General features: G+C 73.8%; 10 protein-coding genes and 1 pseudogene. 4 read left to right on the forward strand and 7 right to left on the reverse strand.

The window, feature by feature from the left end; translation table 11 throughout:
* Positions 1-97, forward strand: a pseudogene (locus tag AB0D66_RS03295) (small ribosomal subunit Rsm22 family protein); the annotation flags it as partial.
* Between the two features lie 195 nt (positions 98-292).
* On the opposite strand, the gene hemG reads toward AB0D66_RS03295, so the two are convergent.
* From hemG to AB0D66_RS03325, 6 genes are read right to left on the reverse strand one after another with little or no spacing between them, the layout of a single operon-like run.
* Positions 293-1672 carry a protoporphyrinogen oxidase gene (hemG, locus tag AB0D66_RS03300; RefSeq protein ID WP_362295899.1) on the reverse strand — a complete coding sequence of 460 codons (1380 nt, stop codon included), beginning with the start codon at positions 1670-1672 and terminating at the stop codon, positions 293-295.
* A gap of 55 nt (positions 1673-1727) precedes the next feature.
* Positions 1728-2918: a TIGR04053 family radical SAM/SPASM domain-containing protein gene (locus AB0D66_RS03305; protein ID WP_362295902.1), complete on the reverse strand. Its 1191-nt coding sequence runs from the start codon at positions 2916-2918 to the stop codon at positions 1728-1730.
* Positions 2915-3640 carry a respiratory nitrate reductase subunit gamma gene (gene narI, locus AB0D66_RS03310; RefSeq protein WP_362295905.1) on the reverse strand — a complete coding sequence of 242 codons (726 nt, stop codon included), beginning with the start codon at positions 3638-3640 and terminating at the stop codon, positions 2915-2917. The genes AB0D66_RS03305 and narI overlap by 4 nt, the downstream gene beginning before the upstream one ends.
* Positions 3640-4338, reverse strand: coding sequence for a nitrate reductase molybdenum cofactor assembly chaperone (gene narJ, locus AB0D66_RS03315; RefSeq protein WP_362295908.1), 699 nt, complete (start codon positions 4336-4338; stop codon positions 3640-3642). The genes narI and narJ overlap by 1 nt, the downstream gene beginning before the upstream one ends.
* Positions 4335-5855: a nitrate reductase subunit beta gene (gene narH, locus AB0D66_RS03320; RefSeq protein WP_362295911.1), complete on the reverse strand. Its 1521-nt coding sequence runs from the start codon at positions 5853-5855 to the stop codon at positions 4335-4337. Before narH ends, narJ begins: the two co-directional genes overlap by 4 nt.
* Before the next feature lie 3 nt (positions 5856-5858).
* Positions 5859-9512 (reverse strand): nitrate reductase subunit alpha, encoded by a 3654-nt coding sequence (locus AB0D66_RS03325; protein ID WP_362295914.1) that lies wholly within the window; start codon positions 9510-9512, stop codon positions 5859-5861.
* A gap of 177 nt (positions 9513-9689) precedes the next feature.
* Between AB0D66_RS03325 and AB0D66_RS03330 the strand changes: the two genes are divergently transcribed.
* A complete protein-coding gene (locus AB0D66_RS03330; protein WP_362295916.1) occupies positions 9690-10460 on the forward strand; it encodes a YwiC-like family protein in 771 nt (256 codons plus the stop codon).
* 148 nt (positions 10461-10608) lie between these two features.
* On the opposite strand, the gene AB0D66_RS03335 is transcribed toward AB0D66_RS03330, so the two are convergent.
* Complete coding sequence (locus AB0D66_RS03335; RefSeq protein WP_362295919.1) at positions 10609-13425, reverse strand: lysylphosphatidylglycerol synthase transmembrane domain-containing protein; 2817 nt, start codon at positions 13423-13425, stop codon at positions 10609-10611.
* A 110-nt stretch (positions 13426-13535) separates the two neighbouring features.
* On the opposite strand from AB0D66_RS03335, the gene AB0D66_RS03340 reads away from it, so the two are divergent.
* Together AB0D66_RS03340 and AB0D66_RS03345 are read left to right on the forward strand one after the other, a co-directional pair.
* Positions 13536-13895 (forward strand): MGMT family protein, encoded by a 360-nt coding sequence (locus AB0D66_RS03340; RefSeq protein WP_362295922.1) that lies wholly within the window; start codon positions 13536-13538, stop codon positions 13893-13895.
* A 237-nt stretch (positions 13896-14132) separates the two neighbouring features.
* The gene (locus tag AB0D66_RS03345) at positions 14133-17627 is read left to right on the forward strand and encodes an ATP-dependent DNA helicase (protein WP_362296700.1); all 3495 of its coding nucleotides are present in this window, start codon (positions 14133-14135) and stop codon (positions 17625-17627) included.
* Positions 17628-17737 lie beyond the last annotated feature (110 nt).

Here is a 17737-nt window from a genome sequence, read left to right on the forward strand (position 1 = left end):
GGTCAGCCGCTCCTCCCTGCACCGGAAGGTCAAGGGCGGCTCCCTCCCGTACGAGGACGAGAAGTTCAGCTACGTCGCCGCGACCCGCTTCCCGATCCCGCGTCTCGGACGTTGGCGGGGCTGGTTTGGCTCCGGCCGGGCCCGCGCCTCAAACGCCGGCGGGGCTGGGTTTGGCTCCGGCCGGGCCCGCGTCTCGGCGGAGGCCGGCAGGGGTGGCGGGAGCCGGGGTGGTCAGGTGGTGGCCGGCCGGGCCCGTGGCGGGGCTGGGGTTGGGTCCGGTGCGGCCGGAGGGTCAGGTTGGGGGGAGGACCTGGTGGGCGGCGGATCGGGCCGTGGCTATGCAGGCGGCCACGCCCACGCCCTCGTACGCGGCTCCGCACAGCGCCAGCCCGGGCAGCTTCGCGGCGGCCTCGCGGATGCGGGCGACGCGTTCGCCGTGGCCCACGCCGTACTGCGGCAGCGCCCGGTCCCAGCGCGTCACCCGCGCCGCGAGCGGTTCGCCCATCGCGCCCACCGCGCGGTGGAGTTCGGTGATCGCGGAGCGGATCAGGTGCCGGTCCGGCCGGCCGAGGAGCTCGTCCTCGCCGATCCGCCCGACGGAGGCCCGCAGGACGAAGGTGTCCGGCGCCGACGCGGCCAGCCAGGACCACTTGTTCGACAGGAAGGACGCCGCCTTCAGGGTGTGCCCGTCCACCGGCGGGACCAGGAACCCGTTGCCCTCCGGGAGGAAGTGCGCCTGGGAGCGGGAGAACGCCATCGTGATCACCGCCGTCGAGGCGTGCGGGATCGCCGAGAGGTCGGCCTCCGCGAGCGGCGAGTGCGGCCGCAGCAGCTCCGCCGCGGCGTAGGCCGGCAGGGCCAGGACCACCGCGTCGGCCTCCATGGTCAGCGCGCCGTCGCCCGTCATGGCCTGCACCCGCCACCGGTCGCCCGCGGTCCGCTGGAGCGATCGCGCCGTCGTGCCCGTGAGGATCCGCGCCCCGCACGCGTCCGCGACGGCCTGCGGGAAGCGGCCCGTGCCGCCGACCACGCCCTGGACGGCCACGGCCGCCGACCGCGGGGCGCCCGCCGCCTTCATCCGGCGCAGGGCCGGCAGCAGCGGCCCGCCCTGCGCCGCCAGCGCGGCGATCCGCGGCATCGCCGCGCGCAGCGAGAGCCGGTCGGCGCGGCCGGCGTAGACCCCGCCGAGCATGGGCTCGACGAGCCGGTCCACGGCCTCCTGGCCGAACCGGGCCGCGAGGTAACCGGCCACCGAGCAGTCCTCGGTCAGCGGAGCCGCCGCCAGGGTCTCCTCCGCGGCCATCCGCGCCACGCCCTCCGCCGAGAGCAGCCCGGTGCCGGTCAGCGCCGAGGGGTCGGTGGGGATGCCCATCACGTGCCCGGCGGGCAGCGGACGCAGCGCGCCGCCGGTCCAGACGGTGGTCGGCGCCTTCGCCGGGTCGCACAGGGCGTCGCCCAGCCCGACGGCCGCCGCCAGCTCCACGGCCTCCGGCCGCAGCGCCATGAGGGACTCCGCGCCCTCGTCCACGGTGATTCCGGCGATGGTGCCGGTGCGGAGCTTGCCGCCGACCTTGGTGTGGCTCTCCAGCACGGTGACGTCCGCCCGACCGCGCAGCTGCCATGCGGCGGCCAGCCCGCTGATGCCGCCACCGATGACGATCACTGAACGCATTGTGTTCTCCCGCGAACGATATGTTCCCCTATGAAACATATGGGGCTTCCGGGTGTCAGCGCCTCAGGCTTTCGGCCAGAGTCCGCACCTCGTCCCGGTACGGGAAGCTGCCCGGCTCGTACGCGCAGTACGGGTCCGACTCCAGCAGGTCGCGGGTGAAGCCGTACGCCCGCGAGCGCGACCCCCCGCACACCGTCTTGAACTCGCACGCCCCGCACTTCCCGCGCAGCAGCGACGGGTCCCGCAGCCGGGTGAACAGCTCCGACTCCCGGTAGATCTCCGTCAGCGGGCGCCTCTTCACGTTGCCGCCCGACACCGGCAGGAAGCCGCTCGGGTGCACCTCGCCGGTGTGCGAGATGAAGACGAACCCGCGGCCCGAGGAGACGTCCATCGGCGGCCGCCGCACCGCCCGCCGCTCCCCGCCGCCCAGCCCCAGCTCGGCGGCGCGGGCCGACAGGCGCCCGTACAGCGGCCCCAGTTCCGGCCGCTCCCCGCGCGCGTCGAGGACCGTGCGCTGGAGCGCGACCCGCCGGAAGTGGTGGCCCTCGGTGGTCTTGGTGGCCATCACGGCGCCGCAGTCGTAGAGGAAGTGCAGCACGTCCTCGACCTCGCCGGGCGTCAGGGAGTCCAGCTGCCCGCCGCGGCCCGTTGGGACCAGGATGAAGCCCGACCAGAGCATCGCGCCCTCGCGCCGCACCAGCGCCGCGATGTCGGCCAGGTCCTCCAGGCTGTCGCGGGACACCGTGGTGTTGATCTGCACCTTGAGCCCCAGCTCGCGGGCCGTCCGCCAGCCGTCCAGGGTCCAGTCGTAGACCCCGGGCACCCCGCGGAAGGCGTCGTGCCGTGCGGCGGTCGAGCCGTCCAGGGAGAGGGACAGGGCCACGGCCCCCGCGTCGCGCACCGCGCCGAGGTTGTCCCGGGTGAGGGTGGGCGTGCCGGAGGGGGAGACCGCGACGCGCAGGCCCAGCGAGGTCCCGTACGCGACGAGGGCGGTGAGGTCGGCGCGCTGGAAGGGGTCCCCGCCGGTGATCACGAACAGGGGGCCCGGCCGGCCGAAGGCGGCGATCTGGTCCATCACGCGGCGGGCGTCGGCCCCGTCCAGCTCCTGGGGGTGCCGGGCGGTCTGCGCCTCGGCCCGGCAGTGCAGGCACGCCAGCGGACAGGCCCGGGTGGCCTCCCAGATGACGATGAACGGCCGCTCGGACACGGCGTGGCGGGGCCGGCGCACGACGCGGGACGGCTTCACGACACCCGCTCCCAGCCGCGCCGGCTCGGGCGGTCGGCCAGCTGCTTCGGATCCCGCCGCCGGTAGACCACGTACGGGCGGACCAGGTAGGCCAGCGGCGCCGAGAACATGTGCACCAGGCGGGAGTACGGGATCAGCGCGAACAGCGTGAAGCCGAACACGATGTGCAGCTTGAAGGCGAGCGGGGCCCCCGCCATCAGGTGGTAGTCCGGGCTGAGAGCGAAGAGGCTGCGGAACCAGACCGAGATGCCCTCCCGGTAGTTGTAGCCGTCGGTCTGCCCGGTGGAGTTGAGGATCGTGGCCGTCAGGCCGAGGACCATCGCGCCGAGCAGGACGGTGTACATCAGGTGGTCGCTCTTGAGCGTCGCCCTGCGCACGGCCCGGACGGTGAAGCGCCGGTAGACGAGGATCCCGATGCCGGCGGCGGCCGCGACGCCCGCGACCGCTCCGGTGCAGACGGCCAGCAGGTGGTAGGCGTGGTCGCTCAGCCCCAGCGCGTCGGTCCAGCTCATCGGGATCAGCAGGCCCACGACGTGGCCCAGCACCACGAACAGCATGCCGAAGTGGAAGAGCGGCGAGCCGATGCGCAGCAGCCGCGACTCGTGCAGCTGCGAGGAGCGGGTGGTCCACCCGAACCGGTCGAAGCGGGCCCGCCAGACGGTGCCGGCGATGAGCAGCGCGACGGAGACGTACGGGAGCACGCCCCACAGGAGGAGGTCCATCAGGCCGTCAGCCTTTCCGTGGTGGGCCAGGGCAGGTCGGTGGGCCGGCCGGCGGGCAGGTCGGCGGGCTGGTCGAGGCCGGGGCCGAAGGGTTCGAGCGGGGAGCCCGCGCCGACCAGCTCCTGCGGCGGCCCGTTCCTCGCGAGCGCCTTCGCCTCGGCCTTCGTCTCGGGGGACGGGCCCGGCAGGGTCGCGCAGACCGCCTCCAGCACCCGGGCGTACGGGGATCCGGCCTCGGCCAGCGCCAGCCGCAGCAGCTCCAGCCCGGCCCGGTGCTCCTGGAGGAGCTCGGTGCCGGCCTGCTCGCGCAGCGCGGCGAACTCCAGGGCCACGGGCAGGAAGTCGGGCAGCTCCTCGCCCGCGAACTCCAGCCCGAAGTCCCGGTAGATCCGCTTCAGCCGGACCAGGGACAGGCCGCGGCGGCGGGTGTCGCCGTCCACCCACCAGGTGAGGTAGAGGCAGCGCCGGTTGCGGGTGTCGAAGGTCGAGGTGTACGCGGCGCACAGCTCGATCGGGCCCAGGGACGCGGCGTGGTCCAGGAACGCGCCGAGCAGCGCGGCCGGTTCGGCGGCCGCCCCGGCGAGGGCCGCACGGAGCCGCGGGAGTTCGTCGTGGAAGTGGTCGCCGGGGTACTGCAGCGCGCAGCCGGCGACCAGGCGCACCAGGGCATCGGAGGACTGGGAGGGTCGGTGGCTCACGAACTCCTCCTGGTGGCACTGAGGTTGAGCATCACGCGCGGCTCGGCCACCGCGCCGACGGGGCATGCGGTGTCCAGCGGATGCGTGTCGGCGAGCGCCTCGGCGTCGGCGCGGGCGGCGCTGGGGATCACGAACCGGTCCTCGATCTTGGCGATCGCGAGCAGCCGGAACATGTCCTCCATCTCGACGCCGGTCAGGCCGACCGCCGCGGCGATCGACTCGTCCCGCTCCTCGCCGAGGTTGATCCCGCGCATGTAGGCGCGCATCGCCGCCATCCGGCGCAGCACCGCCTCGACGGCGTACGTGTCGCCCGCCGTGAGGATCGCGGCCAGGTACTCGACGGGAATGCGCAGGGCGTCGACGGCCCCGAACAGGTTGCCCGCGTCCTCGCCGTCGCTGCCGGTCGCGGCGACCGCCTCGACGACGGGGGAGAGCGGCGGCACGTACCAGACCATCGGCATGGTGCGGTATTCCGGGTGCAGGGGCAGGGCGACCTGGTAGGTGGCGATCAGGTCGTAGACGGGGGAGTGCTGCGCCGCCTCGATCCACTCGTGGGTGAGGCCGGCGCTCTTCGCGGCGGCGACCACGGCCGGGTCGTGCGGGTCGAGGAAGCACTCCACCTGCGCGGGGTAGAGGTCGTGCTCGTCCTCCACGGCCGCGGCCTCGGCGACCTTGTCGGCGTCGTAGAGCATCACGCCGAGGTAGCGCATGCGGCCCACGCAGGTCTCCGAGCACACCGTCGGCATGCCGACCTCGATGCGCGGGAAGCAGAAGGTGCACTTCTCGGCCTTGCCGGTCTGGTGGTTGAAGTACACCTTCTTGTACGGGCACCCGGTCACGCACATGCGCCAGCCGCGGCAGCGGTCCTGGTCGACGAGGACGATGCCGTCCTCCTCGCGCTTGTACATCGCGCCGGACGGGCAGGAGGAGACGCAGGCCGGGTTCAGGCAGTGCTCGCAGACCCGGGGGAGGTAGAACATGAAGCTCTGCTCGAACTCGAAGCGGATCTTCTCGCCCACCTCGTCGCGGATCTTCTCCACGATCGGGTCCCTCGGCGCGTGCGCGGGGGCGCCGCCGAGGTTGTCGTCCCAGTTCGGGCCCCACTGGATCGTGTCGATCGGCTCGCCGGTGACCTGGGAGACGGGCCGCGCGGTGGGCAGGTCGTCGCCCGCCGGGGCCTCGGTGAGGTTCTTGTACTCGTAGGTCCAGGGCTGGTAGTAGTCGTCGATCTCCGGCAGGTGCGGGTTGGCGAAGATCTCGCCGAGCTTCCTCAGCCGGCCGCCCGCCTTCAGGCGCAGCCGCCCGGAGCGGGTGCGCTCCCAGCCGCCCTTCCACTTCTCCTGGTCCTCCCAGCGGCGCGGGTAGCCCTGGCCGGGGAGGGTCTCGACGTTGTTGAACCAGACGTACTCGGTGCCCTGCCGGTTGGTCCAGGCTTGTTTGCAGGTGACCGAGCAGGTGTGGCAGCCGATGCACTTGTCGAGGTTCATCACCATCGCCACTTGTGCCATCACGCGCATGGGTCAGTACTCCACGTTCTGCGAGCGGCGTCGGATGACCGTCACCTCGTCGCGCTGGTTGCCGGTCGGGCCGAGGTAGTTGAAGGCCCAGGTCAGCTGGGCGTAGCCGCCGATGAGGTGGGTGGGCTTGAGCATCACCCGGGTCAGCGAGTTGTGGATGCCGCCGCGGCGGCCGGTCTTCTCCGTCCTCGGGACGCCCACCGTGCGCTCCTGCGCGTGGTTCATGTAGACCGTGCCGGGGGGCATCTTGTGGGAGACGATCGCGCGGGCGGTGATCACGCCGTTGCGGTTGACCGCCTCGATCCAGTCGTTGTCCGCGACCCCGATCGCCCCGGCGTCCTGCGGGGACATCCACACCGTCTGGCCGCCGCGGCCCAGCGTCATCATGTAGAGGTTGTCCTGGTACTGGCTGTGGATCGCCCACTTGTTGTGGGGGGTCAGGTAGCGCACGGCCACCGTCTTCTCGTCGACGACCCCGAGCTCGGGCTCCCCGTACAGGGTGTGCATGTTCAGCGGCGGCTTGTAGACGGGCAGCGATTCGCCGACCTCGTGCAGCCAGTCGTGGTCGATGAAGAAGTGCTGGCGGCCGGTGAGGGTGTGCCAGGGCTTGAGGTGCTCGGTGTTGACGGTGAAGGCCGTGTACCGGCGTCCGCCGGCCTCCGATCCGGACCACTCGGGCGAGGTGATCACCGGGACGGGCCGGGCCTGGGTGTCGGCGAAGGTGATCCGCTTGCCCTCGGCCTCGGAGGCGAGGTGGGCCATGTGCGTGCCGACCTTCTTCTCCAGGGTCTCGAAGCCCTGGGTGGCCAGGCGCCCGTTCGACGTGCCCGACAGGGAGAGGATCGCCTCGCAGGCCCGCTGCGCGGTGTCCAGGCGGGGGCGGCCGTCGGCGGCGCCGCCGCGCACCAGGCCGTTCTTCTCGCCGAGGTAGGCGACCTCCTCGGCGACGTCGAAGGTGATCGCCTTGGTGGTCACGCCGAGCCGGTCGACCAGCGGGCCGAGCGCGGCGAACTTCTCGCCGACCGCCCCGTAGTCCCGCTCGACGACGGCCAGGTTGTACATCGTCCGGCCCGGTACGGGTTCGCACTCGCCCTTCGACCAGTCCAGCGCGACCCCGCCGGGCTGGGCCATCTCGCCGCCCGGGGTGTCGTGCTGGAGGGCGGTGGCCACCAGGTCCCGGCGCACGCCCAGGTGTATCCGGGCGAGTTCGCCGAAGCGCTCGGCGAGGCCGCGGAAGGCGTCGTAGTCGGAGCGGGCCTGCCAGGGCGGGTCCACGGCCGGGGTGAAGGCGTGCAGGAAGGGGTGCATGTCCGTGGAGGACAGGTCGTGCTTCTCGTACCAGGTCGCCGCGGGGAAGACCACGTCGGACAGGAGCGTCGTGGACGTCATCCGGAAGTCCATGGTCATGAGGAGGTCGAGCTTCCCCTCGACGTCCTCCTCGCGGTAGGTGACGTCCCTGGGCGTGCAGCGCGGGCCGTCCTCGGGGAGGTTGGAGTGCGTGCCGAGGAGGTGCTTGAGGAAGTACTCGTTGCCCTTGGAGCTGGAGCCGAGCAGGTTGGCCCGCCACACGTTGAGCACGCGCGGCCAGTTGTGCGGGGCGTCCGGATCCTCGCCGGCGAAGCCGAGGGTGCCGTCCTTGAGCTGCTGAATCGTTTCGGCGATCGGGTCGGCGGCCTCGCCGAGATCCAGGGGGTTGCGGTCGAAGGTCGGATAGGACGGCATCCAGCCCATCCGGGCGCTCGCGGCCAGGCAGTCGGAGCCCGTCATGCCCTCGAAGCTGCCCGTCCCCAGCGGGGAGGCCAGCGCATCGGCGGGCAGGGTGTCGTAGCGCCACTGGTCGGTGTGCAGGTAGAACCAGGCCGCGCCGATCATCTGGCGCGGCGGGCGCGACCAGTCGGAGGCGGCGGCGAGGGTGGCCCAGCCGGTCACCGGACGGCACTTCTCCTGGCCGACGTAGTGCCCCCAGCCGCCGCCGTTGCGGCCCTGGCAGCCGGTGAGGGTGAGCAGGGCGAGGAAGGCCCGGTAGATGGTCTCGGAGTGGAACCAGTGGTTCGTGCCGGCGCCCATCAGGATCATGCAGCGGCCCTGCGACTGCTCGGCGGTCCGCGCGAACTCCCGCGCCACCCGGGCCGCCTGGGCCGCCGGCACCGAGGTCAGCGACTCCTGCCAGCCGGGGGTGCCGGGCTGGCTCGCGTCCTCGTAGCCGGTGGGCCACTCACCGGGGAGCCCGGCGCGGCCGACCCCGTACTGCGCGAGCATCAGGTCGAAGACGGTGGTGACCAGCCGGCCGCCGAGGCGGCGGACCGGAACCCCGCGGCGGACCGTGCCCCCGCGCTCGTCGTCCTCGAAGCGCGGAAGGACGATCTCGGCGCTCTCGCCCTCCCCGATCAGGGACAGCCGGGGCACGGTGCCGCCGAGGTCGAGGTTCCACTCGGGGGTCTCGTTCTTGCCCCAGCGGTGTCCGAGGGTGCCGTTCGGGACGACCGGCTCACCGGTGGCGTCGTCGACGAGGACGGTCTTCCAGTCGGCGTTCTCCGTGTCCCGGCCCAGATCGGCGGCCGTGACGAACTTTCCGGGGACGAGGCCCTGTTCCGTTTCCTTCAGGGAGACGAGGAAAGGAAGATCGGTGTACTTGCGGACGTAGTCGGTGAAGAAGGGGGTCTCGCGGTCGACGAAGAATTCCCTGAGGATGACGTGGCCCATGGCGAGGGCGAGCGCGCCGTCCGTTCCGGGGTGGGGGTGCATCCATTCGTCGGCGAATTTGGTGTTGTCCGCGTAGTCCGGGGAGACGGTGACGACCTTCTGCCCGCGATAGCGGGCCTCGGCCATCCAGTGCGCGTCGGGAGTGCGGGTCACCGGCACGTTGGAGCCCCACATCATCAGGTAGGCGGCGTCCCACCAGTCGCCCGACTCCGGCACGTCGGTCTGGTCGCCGAACACCTGCGGGGAGGCCACCGGCAGGTCCGCGTACCAGTCGTAGAAGCTCAGCATCGGCGCGCCGATGAGGGAGTGGAAGCGGGCGCCGGCCGCGTGCGAGGCCATCGACATGGCCGGGATCGGGGAGAAGCCGGCGACGCGGTCCGGCCCGTGCTCCTTGACGGTGTGCACGTGCGCGGCGGCGACGATCTCCGTGGCCTCCTCCCACGTCGCCCGCACCAGGCCGCCCTTGCCGCGGGCCCGCTGGTAGGCGCGGCGCCGCTCGGGATCCGCCTGGATGTCCGCCCAGGCCTCGACGGGGTCGCCCAGCCGCTCCTTCGCCTCCCGGTACATGCCCAGCAGCTCGCCGCGGACGTACGGGTAGCGGACGCGGGTGGGGGAGTAGGAGTACCAGGAGAAGGAGGCGCCGCGGGGGCAGCCGCGGGGCTCGTACTCGGGGCGGTCCGGGCCGACGGACGGGTAGTCGGTGGCCTGGGTCTCCCAGGTGATGATCCCGTCCTTGACGTACACCTTCCACCGGCACGAACCCGTGCAGTTCACGCCGTGCGTCGAGTACACGACCTTGTCGTGGCTCCACCGGTCCCGGTAGAAGGCCTCCGCCGCGCGCCCGCCCGTGTGATGGACGGTACGCAGGTCCTCGGACACCTCGGCCCGGGTGAAGAAGCTGCCCGCCCTGATGAGCGAATCGGCGGCGTCCTGATGTCCCTGACGCTCCTGCAAAGCGACCCTCCAGGCCGAAATGAATGGTGCGTATCGACGCTACGCCTGCGGAAAAGGCGAATGCGGTGACAAAGGTCCCGTGCAGACGTGACCTCTTTCCGCTCTTTCGCGGGCCGAGGGTCTGCCACGCTGGAGGAACGCCAACTGTGCCGAAGGCGGCGGAAATTGCGTGCCGGAATGCCGATCAAGGACCGGGAGGATCGGGTGGGCCGGGTGAAACAGGGGCGGAAATGGATTCCGGACCAGCACGGGGCCTGGGCGATGCTGGCGGTGCCGTTCCTCGCGGGGACGTTCCTGGCGCCCCGCCCCGGCTGGGCGCACGCGGTGCTGTTCGCGGCCTGGCTGCTCGGCTACGTCGCGGTCTTCCACGCCCAGCAGTGGCTGCGGCTGCACGCCCGCGGGCTGCGGTCGGCGCGGCGGCACGCGCTGCCGGCGGTGGTCTTCGGGGCGGCCTTCGCGGTGGCGGGCCTCCCGCTCGCGGTGCTGCACCCCTGGCTGGCGGGGGCCGCGCTGCTCGCCGCGCCGTTCGTGGCGGTGAACACCTACCACGCCCGGCGCGGCCGGGAACGGGCCCTGGCCAACGGCCTGGCGGCGGTGGTCCCGGCCTGCGGGATGCTGATGGTGGCGGCCGGGCTGGGCGGCCTCGGGCCGGCGCGGTCCTGGCCTCCCGCGGTGGCGTGCCTGCTGTACTTCGCGGGGACGGTGCCGTACGTGAAGACGATGATCCGCGAGCGGAACTCCCGGGGCTACCGGGCCGGTTCGGTGGCCTACCACGCCCTGGCCCTGGCGGCGGCCGCCGCGCTGTCCCCCTGGCTGGCGATCCCCTTCACGGCGTACCTGGCCCGCGCCGCCGCCCTCCCGGGGCGCGGCCTGCGCGTGCCCGTGGTCGGCGCGATCGAACTCGCCTGCGCGGCAGCTCTGTTGGCGACCCTGCCGGCGGCGTTCTAACGCACCGCCACCGTCGGGGGATCCGCCCCCGAACCCCCGGACGGAGTCTGGGGGAGGGTCTGGGGCGGAGCCCCAGGGGCCGGGGCCGAGCCCGGGCCGCAGGGACGGCCGGGGCGCGGGCCCGGAGCCCGTACTCCCGAGCCGGAGGCTAGATGGCTTCCTTGCGGGTCAAGAAGTTGAAGGCGACCCACCCCGGCAGCACCGGCAGCCAGAAGGTCATCGTGCGGAACAGCAGCACCGCCGAGAAGGCGACGTCGGACTGCAGGCCCACCGCGACCAGGCCCACCGTGAGCGTGGTCTCCACCGCGCCGATGCCGCCCGGCGTCGGCGCCGCCGACCCCAGCGCGTTGCCCGCGAGGAACACCACCGCGATGCTCGCGTAGCTGATGGCCTCGCCGCCGCCGAACGCCCGGATCGACGCGTCCAGGCACATCACGAAGCAGCCCGTCAGCAGCAGCATTCCGCCGATGCCCGTCACCAGCTTCTGCGGCCGCTGGAGCACGTCCAGCATGCGCGGCACGACGCCGGCGAACAGCGCCCGCACCCGCGTCGCGACGAACTTCCGCATGAACGGGACCGCCGTCACCACCAGCACCAGCACCGCCACCGTCAGCAGACCCGCGATGACCGTCCGGGAGGGGGTCATCTCCGGGGTCTTCTCCGTCCCCGTCAGGTAGCCGAACGACAGCAGCAGCAGGATGTGGCTCGCCAGCCCGAACAGCTGCGAGGCGCCCACGCTCGCGACCGCGAGCCCCGGCCGGACCCCCGCCCGCTGCAGGAACCTCGTGTTCAGCGCGACACCGCCCACCGCCGCCGGAGCCACCAGCTTCACGAAGGACCCGGCCACCTGCGCGACCACCGTCCGCAGGAACGGAACCCGCTCCGGCACGAAGCCCAGCAGGCTCATCGCCGCGGCGAAGTAGCTCAGCGCCGAGAAGGCCAGCGCCGCCCCGACCCAGCCCCACTCGGCCTCGCCGAGGATGGTGGCGAAGTCCACGTGGGCGAGCTGCGTCAGCAGGAAGTACGCACCGAAGGCGCCCGCGATGAACGACACCAGCGTGCGCGGCCGGATCCGCTCCAGCCGGGCCGGCTCCACCGGCGCCTGCGGGCGGATCAGCAGCACCTGCTGGCGGATCTGGCTCAGCAGGTCCTCCTCCCGGGCCCCGTCCAGCGCGTCGTCCAGCGCCTTCTTCTCGGCCTTGCGGTCCGCGGCGGGGCTGGTGGCGGAGACGTCCGCCCCGCGCGCCGCCTTGGCCGCGCGCGAGGACTCCAGCACGGCCTCCCGCTGCCGGTCCGCCCGCTCCCGCGCCAGCTTGCGCAGCGTGGCCCGGGTGGACCGGCTCAGCGCGATGGGCTGGAGCAGCGGCAGGCAGTCCGCCACCGCGTCCGGGCCGAGCACCGACACCGCCGAGGCCACCGCCCGCTCCGCGCCCACCCGCAGGCCGAGCGTGGTGAGCAGCTGGGCGATGTCCATCCGCAGCACCAGGTCGCCCGCCGCGATCTCGCCGCCGCGCAGGTCGGTCAGGATGACGGTGCCGGAACGATCCACCACCAGGGCGTCCCCGGTCAGCCGCCGGTGCGCGATCCGACGCGACTGCAGGGCCCGTACCTGCTCCCAGGCATTGCGGCTCAGCTCGTCGGTGATCTCCTCGTCGGAGAGGGAGTCCAGGGTCCGGCCGCCCAGGTGCTCGTAGACGAGCATCACGGCGTCCGGGCCGAGCTCGGAGGTGGCGATCAGCTTCGGCGCGTTCGCCCCGGCCGCGATGGCGGCGTACGCGAGCAGCGCCTCCTGCTCCAGTGCCTGCCGCAGCGACTGCAGGCTGCGCCGGGTGGTGATGCCGCGCAGGGTGAGCCGACGCCAGACCCGGTAGAAGAAGCCCTGGGCCTGCTGCTCGCGGTCGACGACGGTGACGTCGAGCGGCGGGCCGTCTTCCAGCGTGACGTGGTAGCGCCGCCCCCGGTCGCTGACCTCGGAGGCCTCCGGGCCGCCCTCGGTCGCCTCGGCGCGCATCGCGCTGACCGGCCGGAAGCCGACCCGGCGCAGTCCCGCGAGCAGGGTCTTCCCGGTGGGTCGCACATTGGGCGAGCCGACGGCGTACAGCGTCCCGTACGCGACGCTCCAGCCGATGAGCACGGTGAGGATGATCGAGAAGGGCGTGGTGTAGCCGCTGACCAGCATCGTGAACGCGTCGAGCAGCAGGACCACCCACAGGGCGACGCGCCAGTGCGGCCTGCGGGTCATCCCGACGGCGCACATGTACGCGATCACGGGTGCGAGGTAGCCGTGCACCGGATCGGTGAGGGCCCCGCCGGCCCCGGCGGACCGGGTGAGGGCTTCCTGGATCGTGCTCGGGGCGGCCTGGGAGACCCACAGGTCGGTGGCGAGGGTGACCCCGTGCGCGAGCACGGCCGCCAGCACGCCGTCGGCGATGCGCAGGCCGTCGCGTTTGATCAGCCGCTCGATGGCGAAGGCGACGGGGAGCAGCAGCACCGCGATGCTCGACACCAGCGCGGCGACCTTGATCAGCAGGACGGGCGCCTGGCCGGTGCCCTTGTTGATGTCCTCCTCCAGGCCGACGGTGGTGCCGTGGGCGAAGGCGGCGATGGCGAGGACGACGGCGATGCCGAGGATGCCGACGAGCAGGCGTACGAGGTCGGAGGGGCGGTGGACGCGGGCGGCGAGCAGCGGTTCGTCCACCTCCACCTGGTCGGCGGCGGTGGGGGCGTGCCCGTGCGGCCCCTCCGGCTCCGCTCCGTCGGCGGATCCGCCGTCGGATGTTCCGGTGCCGGACGGTCCGCCGTCGGACGTTCCGGTGCCGGACGTTCCGGTGCTCGACGGGGGTCTGGGCCGGGGGGCGTGGCCGTCGTCTGGGCGCGTCGCGTCGTCGTCCGCCGCCGCGCCGTCCGGAGGGCTCACACCCTGCTCCTTCGTCGTCACTTCCGTCTCTTCTTGATCACGTATCACCAGTCACCGCCCGCAAGATGGTGGCACGGACCGACCTGCCAGCGGGGCATCAGGGTGCGCGCCGGTACGGAACCTTGTCTTCCGCCGCCCGGTCGCCACCGTGCTGCACCATGGGCCGAATGAGCGAGGAGCTGCCCGCGTACGCGGAGCACGTGCTGGAGGTGGCCGAGCGTATTCCGCCCGGCCGGGTGATGACGTACGGAGACGTCGCCGAGTGGCTCGGCGAGGGCGGACCGCGCCAAGTCGGCCGCGTCATGGCCCTGTACGGAGGGGCCGTGCCCTGGTGGCGCGTGGTGCGCGCGGACGGCGTACCGCTGCCCGGCAGCGAGCGCCGCGCCCTGGAGCACTACCGGGCGGAGGCCACCCCGCTGCGCGTGACGGCCGGCGGCGAGCCGCGGCTCGACATGCGCCGGGCACGCTGGGACGGCGGCGAAGAGCGCGACGGGGACCGCGACGAGGCTCACACCTGACAGCTTCGGCCATGCGGGGCCCGGACGGGCGGTCGGGCGCCCGGGCGAAGGCCCGTCCGGGGGACGGGGACGGACTGCGCGGGGTCGGCCGGTTGCCGTAGCGTTGCCTCTTCCGCTCCGGCCGCCGCCGTCGCGGTGCCACCCGAAGACCCACCAGGACCGGCAGCTCACGTGATCACCTCTCCTTCCGACCGCACCGACCGGCGGCGTACGCGGACCCCTGACGCGTACCGCCTCGTGCGCACCGGGCCGGAACGGGTGGAGCCCCCTGTGCTGGACGCAGCGCAGCGCGCGGTGGTTGATCACACCGGCGGACCACTGCTGGTGCTGGCCGGACCGGGCACCGGCAAGACGACCACCCTGGTCGAGGCCGTCACCGCCCGGGTGGAAGCGGGCACCGACCCCGCGCGGATCCTCATCCTCACCTTCAGCCGCAAGGCGGCCGTGGAACTGCGCGACCGGGCGGCCCTGCGGCTCGGCGGCGCGCGGGCTCCGCAGGCGACCACCTTCCACTCCTTCTGCTACGGACTCGTCCGCGCCCACCAGGACACCGAACTCTTCGCCCATCCGCTGCGGCTGCTGTCCGGCCCGGAGCAGGACGTGATGGTCCGCACCCTCCTGGAGGGCCAGCGCCGGATCCGCTCCATCCGCTGGCCGGACGACCTGCGGGCCGCGCTGACCACGCGCGGCTTCGCGGACGAGGTCCGCGCCGTGCTGGCCCGCGCCCGCGAACTGGGCCTCGGCCCCTCGGCGCTCGACTCCTTCGCGACCCGGATCGGCCGCCCGGACTGGAAGGCGGCCGCGGCGTTCCTCTCCGAGTACCTGGACGTCCTGGACCTGCAGGGCACGCTGGACTACGCGGAACTCCTCCACCGCGCGGTGCTCCTGGCGGAGGGCACCCCCGCCCTGTCCTCCTCCTACGACGCGATCTTCGTGGACGAGTACCAGGACACGGACGCCTCCCAGCTGCGGCTGCTGCGGGCGCTCAACGGCCCCGCCGGCACGCTGCTCGCCTTCGGCGACCCGGACCAGTCGATCTACGCCTTCCGCGGCGCGGACATCAACAACGTGCTGGACTTCGAGTCGGCGTTCCCGGGCGCGGCGGTCAAGGCCCTGACGGTGGGCCGCCGCTCGGGCGCGGCCCTCCTGGCGGCGACCCGCCTCCTGACGGCCCGCATGCCGCTGCCCCGCCTCCCCGCGGCCGCGGTCCGGGCGCACCGCGCCCTCCAGGCCACGCGGGAGGGCGGCCGGGTGGAGGTGTACACCTACCCGACGGCCGGGGCCGAGCTGGACAACATCGCCGACATCCTGCGCAGGGCCCACCTCGAGGACGGCGTGCCCTGGCAGGACATGGCGGTCCTGGTCCGCGCGGGCGGCCGCACCCTCCCCTCGATGCGGCGCGCCCTGATCACGGCGGGAGTCCCGGTCGAGACGGACGGCACGGACACCCCCCTCCGCCACGAACCGGCGGTGGCCCCCCTCCTGACGGCCCTCCGCACAGCCGCCACCGCCGCCACCGCCCCTCCCGCCCTCGCCCCAACCGCCCCCGAGGCGCCGGCCCCCGACGACCTGCCGTCGCCGACCGGGGGCGCGGCAGCGGTTGGTGCGGGCGCCGCGGACGGCGGTCTGAGCGAGCTCGCTCACACCGCCGGGGCGGGCGGACGGGAAACACCCCCCGAGTCGGATGCCGCCCCCGGCTCCGCCGATCCCCATACCGCCGAGCCCGCCGCAGGCGCCCCGGCAGACGCCCCCGGCTCCGCCGAGTCCCACCCTGGCTCCGGCTCCGCCGATCCCCGTATCGCCGAGCCCGCCGCAGGCGACCCGGCAGGCGACCCGGCCGGGGACAGCGCCGGCGAGTACGGGATCAGCGTCGATGCCGCCATCGAGTTGCTCGGCTCGCCGCTCGGCGGGATGGACGCCGCCGACCTGCGGCGCCTCGGCCGGGCCCTCCGCGAGGAGGAGCGCGCCGCGGGCGTCAAGGTGCCCGCGCCCTCCGACGTGCTGCTCGCCCGCGCCCTGGCGGAGCCGGAACGGCTCACCGCGCACGACCCCGCCTACGCCCGCGGAGCGCAGCGCCTCGGCCTCCTCCTGCGCAAGGCCCGCGAGCTCCTCCAGGGCGGCGGCACGGCCGAAGAGGCCCTGTGGACCCTCTGGGACGGCACCCCCTGGCCCCAGCGGCTCGAGCGCTCCGCCCGCCGCGGCGGCGCGGCCGGCCGCAACGCCGACCGCGACCTCGACGCCGTCTGCGCCCTCTTCGACACCGCCGCCCGCGCCGAGGACCGCACCGGCGGCCGCGGCGCCCTCAACTTCCTCGAACAACTGGAGGCGGAGGACATCGCCGCCGACACGTTGACGACCCGCGCCGCCCGCCCCGACGCGGTCCGGCTGATGACCGCCCACCGCTCCAAGGGCCTGGAGTGGTCCCTGGTCGTCGTGGCCGGCGTACAGGAGGGCCTGTGGCCCGACCTCCGCCGCCGCGGCTCCCTCCTCGAGGCCGACCGCATCGGCCGCGACGGCCTCGCCGAGCCCCTCACCCCCGGCGCGCTCCTCGCCGAGGAGCGCCGGCTCTTCTACGTCGCGGCCACCCGCGCCCGCGACCGCCTCGTCGTCACCGCCGTCAAGGCCCCGGCCGAGGACGGCGACCAGCCCTCCCGCTTCCTGACCGAACTCGGCGTCACCCCGAAGGACGTCACCGGCCGCCCCCGCCGCCCGCTCGCCGTCCCGGCCCTCGTCGCCGAGCTGCGCGCCACCACCGTCGACCCCGACGCCTCGCCCGCCCTGCGCGACGCGGCCGCCCGGCGCCTCGCCCGCCTCGCCGCGCTCACCGACGACGAGGACCGCCCGCTGGTCCCCGCCGCCCACCCGCAGCGCTGGTGGGGGCTGTACGAACCCACCCGCAGCAGCGTCCCGCTGCGCGACCGGGAGCGGCCCCTCGCGCTCTCCGGCAGCGCCCTGGACCAGCTCGCCAACACCTGCTCGCTGCAGTGGTTCCTCGGCCGCGAGGTCAAGGCCGACGCCCCCTCCACCGCCGCCCAGGGGTTCGGCAACGTCGTCCACGTCCTCGCCGACGAGGTCGCCTCCGGCCGCACCCCCGCCGACCTGGCCGTGCTCATGGAGCGCCTCGACTCCGTCTGGGACGCCCTCGCCTTCGACGCCCCCTGGAAGTCGGCCCAGGAGAAGGAGAACGCCCGCGCCGCCCTCGAGCGCTTCCTGCGCTGGCACACCACCGACCGCGGCGGCCGGGCGTCCGTGGCCACGGAGCACGAGTTCGACGTCACGCTCGAAGCGGGAGAGCACACGGTCCGGATCCGGGGCTCCATGGACCGCGTCGAGGCGGACCCGCAGGGGCGCGCGTACGTCGTGGACTTCAAGACCGGCAAGTCCGCGCCCACCAAGGACGAGGTCGCCCGCCACCCCCAGCTCGCCGTCTACCAGCTCGCCGTGCGCGAGGGCGCCGTCGACGAGGTCTTCGACGGCCTGCGCCCGGCGCCCGGCGGCGCCGAACTCGTCCAGCTGCGCCAGGGCGCGCCCAAGAAGGAGGGCGGTGACGAGGTGCCCAAGGTCCAGGGCCAGCAGCCGCTCGACGGCGAGTGGGTCGGCGACCTGCTCGCCACCGCCGCCGGCCGGGTGCTGGACGAGCGCTTCGCGCCCGCCGCGGGCAAGCACTGCGACCACTGCTCCTTCCGCAGCTCGTGCAGCGCCCGCCCGGAGGGCCGCCAGACCGTGGAGTGACCCGGAGCGCCGAGCGGGCCCGCGCGGGCCGGATCCCGCGAGCCGACCGCCGGGCGAGAGGGCCGGACGAGAGGGCCGGACGAGAGGGCCGGGCGGGAGTGTCGGTGGGG

The sequence above is a fragment of the Streptomyces sp. NPDC048270 genome, assembly GCF_040652335.1.
Taxonomy (GTDB): Bacteria; Actinomycetota; Actinomycetes; order Streptomycetales; family Streptomycetaceae; genus Streptomyces.